13 protein-coding genes are annotated in these 14861 nt (G+C 47.2%); 11 read left to right on the top strand and 2 right to left on the bottom strand.

Annotated elements, in window-relative coordinates; translation table 11 throughout:
- Positions 1–3 precede the first annotated feature (3 nt).
- Positions 4–984 carry a Gfo/Idh/MocA family protein gene (locus KNO87_RS08575; protein ID WP_214795047.1) on the top strand — a complete coding sequence of 327 codons (981 nt, stop codon included), beginning with the start codon at positions 4–6 and terminating at the stop codon, positions 982–984.
- A gap of 145 nt (positions 985–1129) precedes the next feature.
- On the opposite strand, the gene KNO87_RS08570 is transcribed toward KNO87_RS08575, so the two are convergent.
- On the bottom strand, positions 1130–4516 hold the full coding sequence (locus KNO87_RS08570) for a dynamin family protein (protein WP_214795045.1): 3387 nt from the start codon (positions 4514–4516) through the stop codon (positions 1130–1132).
- A 16-nt stretch (positions 4517–4532) separates the two neighbouring features.
- A complete protein-coding gene (locus KNO87_RS08565; protein WP_214795043.1) occupies positions 4533–5153 on the bottom strand; it encodes an NAD(P)-dependent oxidoreductase in 621 nt (206 codons plus the stop codon).
- 175 nt (positions 5154–5328) lie between these two features.
- Here KNO87_RS08565 and KNO87_RS08560 point away from each other — a divergent pair, with 175 nt between their 5' ends.
- From KNO87_RS08560 to KNO87_RS08515, 10 genes are all read left to right on the top strand, one after another.
- The gene (locus KNO87_RS08560) at positions 5329–6420 is read left to right on the top strand and encodes an FUSC family protein (RefSeq protein WP_214795041.1); all 1092 of its coding nucleotides are present in this window, start codon (positions 5329–5331) and stop codon (positions 6418–6420) included.
- Between the two features lie 270 nt (positions 6421–6690).
- On the top strand, positions 6691–7158 hold the full coding sequence (locus KNO87_RS08555) for a hypothetical protein (protein WP_214795039.1): 468 nt from the start codon (positions 6691–6693) through the stop codon (positions 7156–7158).
- A 142-nt stretch (positions 7159–7300) separates the two neighbouring features.
- Positions 7301–7975, top strand: coding sequence for a WGR domain-containing protein (locus KNO87_RS08550; protein WP_214795038.1), 675 nt, complete (start codon positions 7301–7303; stop codon positions 7973–7975).
- Positions 7976–8040: 65 nt separating this feature from the next.
- Positions 8041–8568 (top strand): PH domain-containing protein, encoded by a 528-nt coding sequence (locus KNO87_RS08545; protein WP_214795036.1) that lies wholly within the window; start codon positions 8041–8043, stop codon positions 8566–8568.
- On the top strand, positions 8565–10064 hold the full coding sequence (locus tag KNO87_RS08540; RefSeq protein ID WP_214795034.1) for a PH domain-containing protein: 1500 nt from the start codon (positions 8565–8567) through the stop codon (positions 10062–10064). The genes KNO87_RS08545 and KNO87_RS08540 overlap by 4 nt, the downstream gene beginning before the upstream one ends.
- Before the next feature lie 617 nt (positions 10065–10681).
- Complete coding sequence (locus KNO87_RS08535) at positions 10682–11944, top strand: NCS2 family permease (protein ID WP_214795032.1); 1263 nt, start codon at positions 10682–10684, stop codon at positions 11942–11944.
- A 108-nt stretch (positions 11945–12052) separates the two neighbouring features.
- On the top strand, positions 12053–12520 hold the full coding sequence (locus tag KNO87_RS08530) for a DinB family protein (protein WP_214795030.1): 468 nt from the start codon (positions 12053–12055) through the stop codon (positions 12518–12520).
- Positions 12517–13008, top strand: coding sequence for a DUF3916 domain-containing protein (locus KNO87_RS08525; RefSeq protein WP_214795028.1), 492 nt, complete (start codon positions 12517–12519; stop codon positions 13006–13008). The genes KNO87_RS08530 and KNO87_RS08525 overlap by 4 nt, the downstream gene beginning before the upstream one ends.
- 158 nt (positions 13009–13166) lie before the next feature.
- The gene (locus KNO87_RS08520; protein WP_214795026.1) at positions 13167–13940 is read left to right on the top strand and encodes a hypothetical protein; all 774 of its coding nucleotides are present in this window, start codon (positions 13167–13169) and stop codon (positions 13938–13940) included.
- The gene (locus KNO87_RS08515) at positions 13937–14860 is read left to right on the top strand and encodes an AAA family ATPase (protein ID WP_214795024.1); all 924 of its coding nucleotides are present in this window, start codon (positions 13937–13939) and stop codon (positions 14858–14860) included. Before KNO87_RS08520 ends, KNO87_RS08515 begins: the two co-directional genes overlap by 4 nt.
- The last annotated feature ends 1 nt before the right edge of the window (position 14861 follow it).

Below are 14861 nucleotides of genomic sequence, written 5' to 3'. Positions count from 1 at the left end.
CACATGATCCGTTTTGGTATCATCGGAACAAACTTCATCACAGACTGGTTCATCGACACAATCAATCAGTTGGATGACGTAGAAGTGACAGCGCTCTACTCGCGCACAGAATTACGCGCTAAAGAATACGCTGAACGTCATTCCATCGTACATACGTTCACGTCACTTGAAGAGATGGCACAAAGTGATGTCATCGATGCCATCTATATTGCGAGCCCGAACTCACTTCACGCCGAACAGAGCATCTTGTTCATGCAGCATGGCAAGCACGTCTTATGTGAAAAGCCGCTCGCTTCGAACGTCCAGGAAGTCACACGTATGGTTGAAGTAGCGAAGGAGAACCAGGTCGTCTTGCTTGAAGCACTTCGCAATCTATTCATGCCGAACTTTGAACGGATTCAACAGGAGATGGAGCGAATCGCTCCGGTGCGTCGCGCTGTCTTCAATAAATCACAATATTCTTCCCGGTATGACTTATATAAGAAAGGGGAGAACCCGAACACGTTCAACCCTGATTTTTCGAACGGTTCATTGATGGATCTCGGTGTCTATCTTCTAGGGCCCGCTTTAAAATTGTTCGGTCAACCGAATGACGTTCAGGCGAGCGGCGTGAAGCTGGAATCCGGAGTGGACGGGAGCGGAACCGTCGTTCTCTCTTATGACGATTTGGATGTGATCATCATGCACTCAAAGATCCATGCGACATCGATTCCTTCTGAAATTATCGGAGAGAAGGGGCGCATCGTCATCGATGATATTGCGACGTGCGATGAAGTCCGTCTAGAGTTACGGGATGGCAAGTCAGAAATTATTTCAGAATCACAGAATGTTCCGATGTCTTATGAAATCGAAGCGTTCGTTCGTGCAATCGAAGCGCGACATCCGGAGACGATTGTGCATTCAGCAAATGACATGATTCGTCTTGCTGACGTGATGACGAACGTTCGAACACAACTTGGCGTGGTCTTTCCAGCAGACAAATAAATACCAACTTAAAACGGTCCTCGATGTCATGTGCGCATCGAGGACCGTTTCCGTTATTCTTTGTTCAAATAGAGATATCTCAGAAATAGTCCCAGAACAATCGTCATGACGACGGCAGGGATGAGTCCGATGAGCAGTAATGTGTTCATACCGTTTCCTTTCTGAGCGACTCGAGTCGTTCACGCATCTCATCAAAGGAATGGCTGTCCGTCAACATACTGAGCTCTGCATCGGCAAGTTCTTTCAAGTGAGTTGACCATTCTCGTTCAATCTCGACTTCAGCTTTACTGATTTCCGTGTTGGCCCGCTCGACTTGCTTCGCATGAATCGCTTCAAGACGCGACCGAATCATATCGCGAAGAAGTGAGGTCAACTCATCCTTCAGTTGTGTCCGTCCGTCACCTTCAAAGAATTGGCTCGCATTCTTATAGCGCTTCAATACCGATTGATAAGGTGACGTGTCGAGATGAATCGGATCGACGCCATCCCGTAGCCATGCCACGTCGAGTTCACGATCAAATTCAAGCGTGGGAAGGAGAGACGCTTGGCGCTCCGTCTTGCGCTTAATCAATGCTGAAAATTCGCGTTGAACATACCGCTCCAGCCGATACTGGAACACTTGTAGTTCTTGCTGGATGTCGTAGGCGTATTTGTCCAATGTTCTTGCTAGTGCGCGCTCAAGGCTCTTTCTCGACCCGTCGACCTCGACCGGGTGGAATGTCTCCTTGACGAAGTCCGAGAGGCGGAGGAGCGAACGCGTCTCAAGATGGGCGAGAAGTTCTTTCGCTTCTCGGTCAAACAAGTCGATGAGTACTGACACATCGAGTGCCGGCGGGTTGTCAAGTAAGGCAGCCAATTGCTTTCGACGTTGTTCTTTCGCCGTCTCATCTTCTTTTGCTTCGTGCAGGACGCGTTCGAACGCGTCGAGTAGAGCCGTCGTCTCATCTTGGATGCGCATCGCATTCGCGAGACGAAGGTCTTTGTCGACGTAGCGTTCAAGTGTCGAGACGAACCGGTCAAATCCAGCGTCATCCCCTTGGATGGCGTTTCGACTTGAAATCGGGAGGACGGTCGGTCTCCGAACACCAAGTGCGGTCAACTGTTGCGACACATAGTCCGTGACAGCATCCCGTTCTTCTTCATCTTTCGCAAGATCAGACGCATTGACGAGGAAGAACATCTCATGGTCTCCGGTCCCTTGGACACGACCGAGCTGGATGACGAGCTCTCGGTCAGCTTCGGTGAACGCATGATTATAATAGGTGACGAACAAGACAGCATCCGCGTCACGCATATAGCCGAACTGTACCTCGCTATGTCGATTGAACTGTGAATCGGCCCCTGGTGTGTCGACGAAGACGATGCCGCGTCGTGCCCACGGTGAGTCTAGGTACAGTTCAATCTCTTTCACGATACAGCTTTTCTCTTCTTGTGCGACGAACGCGCAGAACGTGTCATAGTCGACGAGCTCCATTTGCCCGAGATAATCGAGCGGTGCTGATTTAACAGCATTGACGAATGGGTGATCGACATCGAGTGAGGCGAGGGAAGTCCCATAACCTTTTAACTCATCCTCAAGTTCATCTCGTGACTTAAAGGTGATTGTCGCTGTACGATTCGTCCGGCCGTTCGGCGGAACAATTTTCGTAATTGACGCCGTGAGCGGGTTCGGCGAGGTCGGTAACACCGTCTCTCCGAGAAGGGCATTGAGGGTCGAAGATTTTCCGGCTGAAAACGCACCGAAGATGGCAAACGTATATTGTTCATGCTTCGCACGCTCGACTTTTTTACGAAGAGTCGTGACACGGGAGCGAAATAAAGGATGATTCTCTAATATTTCACATACCGCATTTTCATAAGAAAAATTAAAATCAAATAAATCGTGATCATCTTCTAACATCGATGTCGACGCAACCTCTGATTGGACAACTCTCGCTTGTTTTTCAGGGAGATACGTTGCATCGACATAGTTTCGAACGGCCAACTGATCTAACTGACCTGAATCAAGTTGCAACGCTTCATATTGACCGATAGCATCTAGACGGTTCAAAAGGCGTAAGCGTAATGCTTCATTATCGAGCGCTTCATACAATTCGTCTCCTTCAGCCGAAAATTGTTCCAAGTGCATGTCGACTTCAGCTTTCATATACATATCCGTCGAATGGACCCAAGGTTCCGAGACTTTCGTCACCCATGACGCAAGGGCCGTCTCGATGTCACGACTGAACTGTAACACTGTATCACCACTGAGTGATGCGCCGGACTTCACTTGTTCAGTGATAAGTGAGCTCGGTGCAATCGGGAGAACATCTCCTTTTGGCAGCAGCGTTTCCGGAAGTTTTAAATCTCGGATGATATCTTCCGCGTACTTCACGAGATGTGGGCGCAAGTTCATGTCAATCAGACGGTTGAACTCTTTGACGGCCACTTCTTCACGGCGCGCACGTTCTTGTCTTGTTTTCTCTTTTGAGAATAAGAGACCGACCTTGAAAGATGGGTCACAACTTTCGAGGTAAGAGCGCAATAACTCACGAAATTCATAGGTCATAATCGGTGCACTTTCGACGATTGGTGCTTGATGTTTAAAGAATTCACGACGGAACGATGTCCACCATGCCCGTTTCTTCTCCAGCCGGTGTAGGCGAGATTGCATTTCCTTCGGACTCTTTTCATACGTTGGCAACTGTTCCAATGTCGACTGAATCGATGTTTCGTTGCGACGGACCAACGTGTCAATCAGAGCATCGGCGTGTTCGACTGTATGCTGTTTTGCCTCGGTGATGACCTGACGTACATAAGACCGCAAGCGCTCGACTTCGTTATGAGGGTGCTGTACATCACGAAGTGAAATATAGAATGTCTCGTTCGGAACAATATCATGATGACGGAACGCCTTTGTTAGTGACGCCTTGAAGTCCACGAAAGAGAGTTCACGCTCATCATGCTTGTCGATTTGGTTGATGATGATGGAGTAGGGCCGTCCTTCCCGGCTAAACTGTTTCATCAGCCCGATGTTTTGTTCCGATTGCACATGGTTGTAGTCCATCATGAAGAACAAGTGGTCTGCTAAGAAGAGCGAACGTTCCGTGGCTTGGCGATGGCGTTCATCCGTTGAATCAATCCCTGGTGTATCCATCAACACGACGTGCTCATCGAACGGGAATCGGTCAATCGTATACTCGACTTCCTTGATCTCCTCGACTTTGCAATAGTCACTGATGTTTGATAGGGAAGAAGAGTCTAATGAAATCCAATCCGTATCATTGATGGCGACGGCTGCCGCTGATTCTCCACCCCGCAACGTGACGATATTGGCACTTGTAGGAATCGGACTTGTCGGAAGGAATCCATCTTCTAGCCAGTCATTGAGCAATGTCGACTTCCCGGCTGAGAAGTGACCACAGACGGCAATCCACACTTCTTCAATCGTTACTTTTTGTAGGGCGGTCCGAGCGAGTCGTGCTGCGTCCGTCATCTCCTCTTGTTCAAACGTTAAAGCAAGTCGTGCTAGTTGTTCTCTTTGTGAGTGCATGTTTCCCATCCCCTAATTATGATTCCGTTGTGATGCCGACACGGTGTCCGACATATTCATCGTCCGTTAAACAAGCCATTACTAAATCGGCAACATCATCTCTCGAAATTGGACCTGAATGTTTAGTCCCCAATACCTCTTTTGATACGATGATTTCACCGTTAGAGGGTTCATTGATCAGTTGAGTCGGACAGATGACAGTGTAGGCTAAACCTGAATCCCGTAATAACTCATAAGCTCGGGCATGATCTTCTGCCGCAGTTGTCATTGAGCGCTTCGATTCTTTTGTTTGAAAGCGGTAGTTGTCACTCTCATGTGCCTGCAAGATGCCGGCGGTCCCAACTGTGATGACACGAGATACGTTGAATTGTTTCATCGCCTCGATCACGAGTGGCGTGAATGTAGACAAGACATCTTGTTTATCCGTCCCTAACGCCGAGATCACGATATCTGATGATTGAACCGTTTCGAAGACGGTCTCGCGGTCCGTCGCATCTCCAATCATTTCAATGACTCCACTGTTCGCATCGATGGAATGTCTCGTTAAAAGTCGGACAGTATGTCCACGTTCAAGTAAGCGTTCAAGTATCCGTTCCCCTGTACGGCCACTTCCGCCGAATAAAGCAATTGTTGACAAGTAAACCCCTCCCCATCAAGATGAAAGAAATATCCAACGCCATCATAACACGGAAGCGTTCACAAAACTGCCTGAAATGGTTCATTTCCCCTTGAAAAGAATATGGTACGTTTTAGAATTGAGGAAGAAGGCAAAAAATACATATGACAGGTGTAAGAGAGGAAGGCACCACTACATGAAATTTGGGGCTAGAACTATTAAGACCGGACTGTCGGTCGCAATCGTCTTGCTGATTGCCGAGGCATTTCAATTCCAACAAATCGTCGTCCCGGCACTCGCTGCGTCACTTGCACTCCTGCCGTCAGTCTATCAGACCGGGCTTCGCTTGATTGAAGAGATGAAAGGGAACTTGATTGGGGCATTGCTCTCCGTCGGGTCCTTGTTGCTCACCCCGAATCCGACACCGATTGCGATCGGATTCGTCATCATCATTGCCATCTCCATCCTTCTGTTTTTAAATTTAGAATCGACGACACGGACCGTCATCTTAACAACGATTCTCATTATGGAAGGGGCAAGTCAGTCGGATATGCCGGTTTGGGTGTTTGCAGGCGAACGTTACTTACTCATTATGATGGGGATCACGGTCGCGTTGATTGTAAATGCACTTTTGTTCCCACCACGATATGAACGGAAACTCGAAGCACAAGTAACCGATGTCTTTCAAATGGTCGTCCGAATCGCGCGCTTATTCTCAGAAACGGAAGGTGGACGCTCCTCTTTCGAGTCGTTACCAGAGACGAAGAAGTTGCATAACGATTCGAAACAGACGTACGCCTATTTCGAAGAAGAAATTAAAGCGAATCGTTGGCTTGAACAGAAAACGCCCATTTTCCGACGAGCCGTCATTAAATCTAAGATGATTGAGACGAACCGGGCAGCACTTCATGTGATTGAGAAACTCGATCATGATTTTTACACAATTGAGCAATTGCCACCACAGTTGAGAGATGAACTGTATCGGCACATTCGTCATCTATTGAGAAGACATGAGCGACTATTTTCTGCCTATGAGCTCGAGAATGAGCATCTTATCGACCGTGAAGAAGATCTCATCCATGAGAACTTTGACTTTGCGAAACTGATGATTGAGCGCATGAGAGAAGAAGAGGAAGAACTCATCTTAATCGTCGTTCCTCTCGTGGCGACAATGACCGACTGGGTCAAGGCGATGAACGAACTCGAACGCTACCTTGTGACGGAAATGAAAAAACATGGAGACAACCTAAAAGTGGAACCACGTAAGAAATGGTTCTTTGAAGATTAAAGGACGAGCAAGCCAGCAATAAAATCGAAATAACTTGTCAAAAAACCGTGATCGAGTACACAGAACCAAGTGTGCCTTCATGGTTTTTTGATGTGATATTTCTTTGATTTTCAATTGAGTATTAGAGATGGACACTGACTATAAGGCAAAGGGTTCTTAACGATGAATTTGGTAATAAACGTAAAATATGTTAGTCTGGAGAAATCGTTGACAATGCCAAGAAGTCTATCGCTATGTTGCTTTCATGACTTACTTTTTAGGGGGATAAAGATGAAAAGGGTTTTAATAATACTCTTACTGATTTTTACTATGATGATGTCGTTGATTGGTTGTGGCGCGACATCCTCAACAGAAGAAGTTGATCCTCGACCGGTTATCGCTTTTGACGCTGGAACCATTCTTGCAGATGCCCAGAATCATCAGATAAAAATGCTGATGTTATCAAGTATATCGATGGATAACGTTGACGTGGCCGGAGCAGTCGAAGAGCTAGAAGGATTCAAAGCAGAAAATGATGCCTATCTTGAAGAACTGAATGGAATGAAACATCAGGAAGCGACTTCTGACGAATACAAAATGTTACTTATCGAATATCTTCAAGAAGAAAATGCCTATATCGACAAAACCATTGAGGCCGTGTACGCCAAAGAACTCTCTCGGCCCAGTCGTTTTTCATTGGAAACACTCTATGCGAGAGCGAACGAAAAAATTGCACGATTCCGTTACGAGCCGAAGTGAAAAATCTGCTCATAAACAAATTCGAGAGCAAAATGATGAAATGACCGAAGAGACGAATCGATTGGACGGTTCGTTTTTTCTGATTCATCCGAGGTACAATTGTCATATGATTGAATGCTCTGAAGACGGGAGGAAACGCTACATGATCAAGCGGTCTTTTGAACATACTACAAAGTATTGGAACATCATCGTTATGGATGATGAGTTTGCTGTAAACTACGGAAAACTAGGAACCATCGGAAAAGTAAAAGTGAAGTCTTTTGAATCCAATGCGGAATGTACGAACGAAGTGGAGAAGCTCATTCGTCAAAAATTGAGAAAAGGGTATGTTGAATCTCTTTTCGATTGGGACAACCATATTTATGTGAATGACCCGGAAGTAGGACCGAGTTTTCTGACCTCACATCCGGAGTATCAGGCATATTTCAATGATGACTTTTATGTAGATTGTACGGAAGAATATGCACCGTTCGGAAATGATGCTGGAGCCGATGCATTGGATATGTATGAAGAAGTGATACGAAAAGACAGAGATCTTTGCTATTTATCGTATGCGTACGCCCTAATCGAAAGTTGGATTAATCGAGATGTATATGCTCCAGAAGACTGGGCCACGTATGAGTATGCCTACACATGTGACCAAGTCGTCGTCGCGGGCGCGTTTGCTTCCGTAAAAATGACCGGGAAGTTAACAGGTGACTTGAAAATGGCAGGATTAGAGGCAGTCCACCGATTAAAACAGGTTTTCGAAATAGAAGATCGGGCGATGATCGAAGGGTTATATGAGCGCTTGAGTACATTCCCGACCGAATCCTGAAACTTTTCGAGGGGAAACGCGTATACAATAAGGACAGATACATATGAACGATAGGGGGATTCATCATGTCAGAAACACCACCGACACCGGAAGAGGGTGTCACATCACAACGAATCAGCGGAACGCTTCCAATCGAGGCGCGGACCGTCTTCAGATTATCGAGCTCAATTTTTTATCTCATCGGTCTTCTCGTGACAGGAGCGCTTGTAGGGGCCTCATATTGGTTTGACTGGCCGACTTGGCTACAGATTGGCTTTATCGTGCTGCTCGTCATCGATGTCGTCTATAGCTTGATTGACATCATCTGGTTTCAAAAGTGGAAACAAGAACGATTCACATATGACGTCCAACCGCTTGAGATCCGGATCCATCATGGCATCATCACAACACATGATGTGCTCATCCCGATGACCAAAGTCCAATATGTACATGCGGCACAAGGACCGCTTCTCCGTAAATATGGGCTACAGACCATCACCATCGGAACAGCTGCCGGGTCTCATGACATTTATGCAATCGAAGAGTCCTTCGCGAAGACACTTCGTGAACAAATCGCCATCTACGCGCGTATCGAAGAGGAGGATGTCGTATGACCGAGACCGCGTTAACGTGGCATCGACTCCCGAGTCGCGTTTTGGTGCTTCGCATTCTTGAGGTCATCAAATCATTCGCCATTCCAATCGTCCTGCTCTTTATACTCAACAATGACTGGGAATCGACGTTTGGCATCATCATCCGGGTCGGTATTTTACTCTTTCTCTTGCTCGACATTGTCCAGAAGTTTTTTGGATGGTTGAACTTTCGGTATGCACTCGACGAAAAGACTGTCTATGTCATCGAAGGAAACTGGTTGAAAAAAGAAAAGTCGCTCCCACTCTATAAAATTCAAAGTGTTCATTCGAACAGCCCGTTCCTTTATCGATTGTTGGGCGTCGTTGAATTGACGTTCGACACGAACGCCAACAGTGATGATGCTTCTTTTAAATTGGCTGGTGTCTTTCCGACAGAAGCCAAGCGACTTGAAGATATACTCGAGCAGGTTCGACATCGCAAACAGAACGAACAAGTTGTGGATGGATCAGAAGAATCGGATGCGATTCCCGAACAGACAGAGCCGTTACCAAGCCGCCTTTTATATGCCTTGTCTACGCGCGAAATCGTGTTGGCTTCCATCACGTCGCTCTCAGTGTTCGCCATCTTTCCGGTCGCTTCGACGATTATCTCGTCAATCGACGACTTCATCAATTTGGATGGGGCATTCAACCAGGTCGAAGATTATGTCGTCCATGCGTCCATCATCGTCATCGGTCTTCTCGTCATCGGGGTATTGATGCTGTCGGTCGTGATCGGTATGGTCATCAACTTCTTGAAGTATGGGAACTTCCGACTCGAGCGGAGAGGAGAACGTATTCGTGTCGAAAAAGGACTATTGAACCGAAGCGCGAAAGAGATCCCGTATGAGAAGATTCAAGCGATTCGGATTAAAGAAACGTTTATCCGTCGCTGGTTCCACATTGTCGGTGTCGAACTCGTCGCTGCAGGGACGATGGATGAACTAAAAGATGAATCATCGACGATTCTCCCGTTCGTCCGACGTGACCGGGCGATGCGTGTCCTACGTGAACACTTCACACATTTCGCATGGTCTGATGAATTACACCGACTTCCGAGACGTGCGATAGGCATCAAACTGCTGCGAATCAGCTGGTTCGGCATCATTATCTCAGGGCTCGTCCTCTACTTCTTCCGAGAGTACGCATGGTGGCTTCTCCTCTTATGGGCTGTCATCATCGGAGGACGTGTACTCAGTTACGTGACAACCAAATATGTCCGCACCGATCAATTCATCCAATTGCGCACTGGAGCATTCAACGTCCAATCATTCTTGACGGACAAACCGAGGATTGAACAGATTCAAGTGAAGCAATCACTCTTACAACGACTCTTCGGGTTATGTACGGTGCAGTTCTCGACACGTGGAGGGTTTCTTTCAGTTGAGACGATTGATGACATTCCGAAAGAGGAAGCGGACGCGATGCTCGTCTGGTTCTCGCGTTATAACGAAATGAAAGAAAAACGCTCAGGATAAAGTTTCCTGAGCGAATGAATTATTTGTGATTTTCGTGCCAAATGAAGTTTCTCATACTGAAAACGCGGATAAAGTATGGTATGATGCAAGTAGAAAGAGACCGGTGCTGGACACACCGACCTCTGGCTTACAGGCTCCCACTTTAAGAGTGGTCCCAGCCGCCACAATGGTTAGTGAATCAGAAAGTGACCCATCTCATTGCGCCGAGGGGGTCATTTTTTTGTGCGTTCAGACGTTGCACGATCGGATGTTCGGTGAATCACCAAGTGAACGATGATCGGAGCGAGGATTGGGATCATAACATAATCTCCAACCCAGGTCCAAAGTTGTTCCATCCGCACCACCGCCTTCCTCCATTGTGGACTTGGCGGCTGACCCCACTATTGCTGCGTTAACCTGCCCTTTCATTATAGCAGATTTGTTCGCAAAAAGTCGCTTGAAATAAGAACAAACGTTCTTGTTTTATAAAATGAATCTTTTGATGGAATCGGTCTCATGAATGGGTCCAAAGACTGAATTGAGTCGAATCGCTCTTGCTTGTTAGATGTCTGACAGGATATAATCAATCTCGTGTGTATACACGGGTGGGTGAGGGTGCCAATAAAGGATTGATTCCTATGGCAAAACAAACAGAATGGAAAACAGAAACATACGGGGGCGTGCTGAACTTCCTGGCGACAGCATATATCCCGGCCGTACATGCGGCAATTTTGACACAAGCCGGACTCCCGTTCGAGGGAGCGCTCGTCGGAGCGATTTTGACAAGCATCATCGGGACGTTGATTGCGGGATTCTTCAATCTACCCCTTCTCTTGTTACCGGGAATGGGGATTAACGCTCTATTCACGTATACGCTCGTCTTACAGATGGGATTGAGTTGGCAAAGTGCGCTCGCCGTCTCGTTCGTCTCAGGTGTACTCGTCGTCCTGTTGACGGTCACGAAAGTGGCGCGTAAATTGGCGAACGCGTTCCCGCCGATCATTCATGACGGATTGACGGTCGGTCTCGGCCTCTTCCTCATTTTGATCGGCCTCGAGGCAGCTGGGATTGTCTCAGGTGGGGGCGGGGCATTGCTCCACATCGGTGATCTCGGAGAGCGTAACGTCCAGGTGGCCTTTTTATCACTCTTCGTCGCCATCTTGCTGTTCTTGAAGATGGGACCAAGCAGCTTCCTTTGGACAATCGGTTTCGGTGTTGGACTCAGCGCCGTGATGGGAACACTGGAGTGGACAGGTAGTTTCTCGTTGACACCGTTCTTCGAGTCATTCGGCACGGTATTCGGAAACATCTCGTTCGCGGAATCTGCGTCTCCGCTCTTCTTGGTCGCGGTCGGTGTACTGACGCTCGTCTTGTTGATTGAAAACATCAGCTTGATCCAGAATCAGACACGGGCAATCGACAAAGAAAAGGATGCGCCGAAAGGTCTCGTTGCACAAGGTCTCTCGACGATGGCCGGTGCCATGTTCGGATCAAGCCCGACCGTCTCGACGGTCGAAGTGGCTGCCGGGATATCGGTCGGTGCAAGAGGCGGGATTGCTTCGTTCGTCACATCGGGATTGTATGTGGTATCACTTTTATTGCTACCACTCTTTGCCATCATCCCCGTGACGGCGATTGCACCAGTTCTCATCATCATCGGAATGATGATGTTCCAGAACGTGAAGCATTTGCCGCTCGATAACTGGGAGCATGCCTTCCCGGCGATTCTCGTCATCATCATGATTCCGTTCACGTATTCCATCGTCGATGGGATTGGACTCGGATTCATCGCATACACGATGATTGTCTTGTTCAAGAAGGGCTACCGGTCACTCAGTCCGGTCGTCGGTGTCTTGACCGTATTGTTCTTAGTTTTCTTCTCATTACCAGTCTGGTTATAGAGATACGCACGGCATCGTTCATGACGAACGGTGCCGTTTTTTAATGATTCGGAAGGGCTAGTTCATGCTATAATCGCAGTAATTTGAAGAAAACGGGGAGGGGATTTGATGCAAGTCATTCAAGAATTCGCAGCGTACACAGAATGGCTCGATTCGTTAGAAAAGCTGAGTGAATTGGATTGGAATAAACAGATCGACTCGGAGAAGTGGTCCATAAAGCAAATCGTCTTACATATCGCCCATTGGGACAACCATCTGTTGAATGTCATCATCCCATCAGTGAAGAACGGCGAAGGAATGATTTTCCCTGACTTTGACTCGTTTAACGCGCGGGCGACGAAAAGAGCGGAGAAGTTGACAGGTGAGGCCGTACTGAAAGAATCCCTTAACAGTCGGCGAACGCTCGTCACGATGCTCGAGTCCTTAAGTGAAGAGGCGCTGACTTATAAAACGACAGCGAATGGCGTCTCACATGATCCGCATCAAAGTGTCCCATATTCACTATATGTGATCATCGGAGAATTCATCGATCATGACCAGCATCATATGAGACAAATCGAGTCGATCCTGAAATGAGACACCGGAAAGTGCGTGGTCTGAAACGAAAGTTAATTCGTCTTCAGCGTAATATGCAAGAAAATCATCATGATTTTCCAACTGAGTTTCACGATGGTTATTGGAATACTAAGATTCCGGTCGGACAAACTTTTTTATTGGATATTCAACACAATGCCCAAATCAAACAGGCGATCATCCATATTCTGCTCGATGAAGCGAAACGACTAGTAGGGTTGCGTGTGGATGAGCGAATGCGAGTTGTCGTGCTGCTAGATTTTCCTACACTCTGGAACTCTGAATTTCTCGTGTTTGAAGATGAAAAGGAGTTACAAACGTTTGTGCGACGTGATTCATCCCATCAAAAGTGGATCCCGATTCCACATGTCAAAACGTTTATGAACCAATGGGACATTCGTAGTGATCAGGAGATTCGCGTGTATGGATTTGTAGAATGGTTGAGCGACGAAGAAGATGAAGGTAGAGAATTGTGGATGCTCGTTCAATGAACGGGCTTTTTCTTTTGTCTAAAAATAACTGAATATTCCGTTAAGGTGCATGGTATAATCCATATAATCCAATTTCCAAATAAAGGATTGAATCTATGGAGGGAGCCGTCACATCAGATGAAAACGATCAAACCGAATATACATAAGCGGAAACACCAATGAAACAAGCCAAAATGATCTTTGTGTCAGGAATTCTTTTCTCCTTGTTACTGGTCGCGCTCATCTCCTATTCCCGTCAACTTGGATACCGTTACTACCAATCATTAGATATCTCAGGAAGCGAGATTACGAGTTGGGTATTGGACTGTAGGGACAAACGAAAGCTATTTGGAATGATTGAAGTCGTTGATGTAGAACAATGGTGTATGAGTAATGCACCTATTGACGACAATGTAAGAGGAATCGATATGGGATCTAAAGGTGAAATTTCAAAAGACAAAGGTGGAACTCCAAGAGAGAAGGTTAATGATGAGTCACCTTCTTATGGCAATCCCTCATCAGAAGAGACGAATAGTGTCTCCTACCTCCCATTCATCATTACCGGACTACTCATCTTGCTCGGATGGTGGCTTTGGAAAAGACGACGTCCTTCGAACAAACAAAGCGAGGTGAGAGAGTTAGATATCGAGGATCACTCACCAGTGACTGCTGATAACTCATCGGAGCAGATAAACCGAACGCTTCATCCATTACCTGCCTCAGCTATTCGGCAACAGTTGATTCATTTCGAAGCAGCACTGCCGCCACAAAAACGTCGCCGCCCGTCCGAGACGTTGTCGACCTGGGCGAAACGAATCGAGCTCGATGCATCACTGATCACCTATTTAGAGACACGCTATGATAACGGGGAAATCTCACAACAACGAGAAGAAGCGTTCACTCAACAACTTGACGCATACCTACTACGCACACAAAAGGAGTCGAACTCATGACCATCCGACACGTATTGGACCAATTAGACCGCATTTACCTCGGGAAACCGGAAATCACAAAATTATGTTGCACAGCCCTATTGGCGAACGGCCATATCTTGTTAGAGGACGTGCCTGGGACCGGGAAGACATTACTTGCGAAAAGCATCGCCAAAAGCTTTGAAGCAGACTTCGCTCGAATCCAGTTCACGGCAGATCTCCTGCCTTCTGACATCATCGGTTCAGACTTCTTCAATATGCAGACGCAGACGTTCGAAAACCGTACCGGTCCCATCTTCACTAATATCTTACTCATTGATGAAGTGAATCGTGCCGTCCCGAGAACACAATCCGCCTTGCTTGAAGCGATGGAAGAACGCCAAGTTTCCATCGGTGGCGTCACCTATCAGCTACCGAAACCGTTCTTCGTCATCGCGACGCAAAACCCGATCGAGTCTGCCGGGACTTTCGCGCTACCGGACGCACAACTCGACCGCTTCCTCATGTCCCTTCAAGTCGGATATCCTGGGGCAGATGAAGAGCGAAACTTGATTCTCCAGACGATTTCAAAGACGAGACATGTGGTAGATGCCTTGATGACAAATGCCGCTTTCTTAGAAGCACAAGAAGAAGTCGAGAACATCCGTATTCATGAAGATGTCGTCACTTACTTACTCGCACTGATCCAAGAGACAAGGCAACATCCGTTAGTCGAAGTCGGGGCGAGTCCACGGGCGACGCTCGCTCTCGTCAAAGCCTCACAAGCTTATGCATACTTGAACGACCGTCAGTTCGTCACACCTGAAGACGTCCAAACGGTTGCGCCACACATTCTCTCGCACCGCTTGACTCTCACCCTTGAAGGCGACATCAAATCGACGAAGCGCCAAGTGCTAGCGGACGTACTCGAATCAGTACCCGTCCCGGTCGAAAGGGTGTAAC

The organism is Exiguobacterium sp. s34, from assembly GCF_018617435.1.
Classification (GTDB): Bacteria; Bacillota; Bacilli; order Exiguobacteriales; family Exiguobacteriaceae; genus Exiguobacterium; species Exiguobacterium aestuarii.
This window is presented reverse-complemented; position numbering and strand designations above follow the sequence as displayed.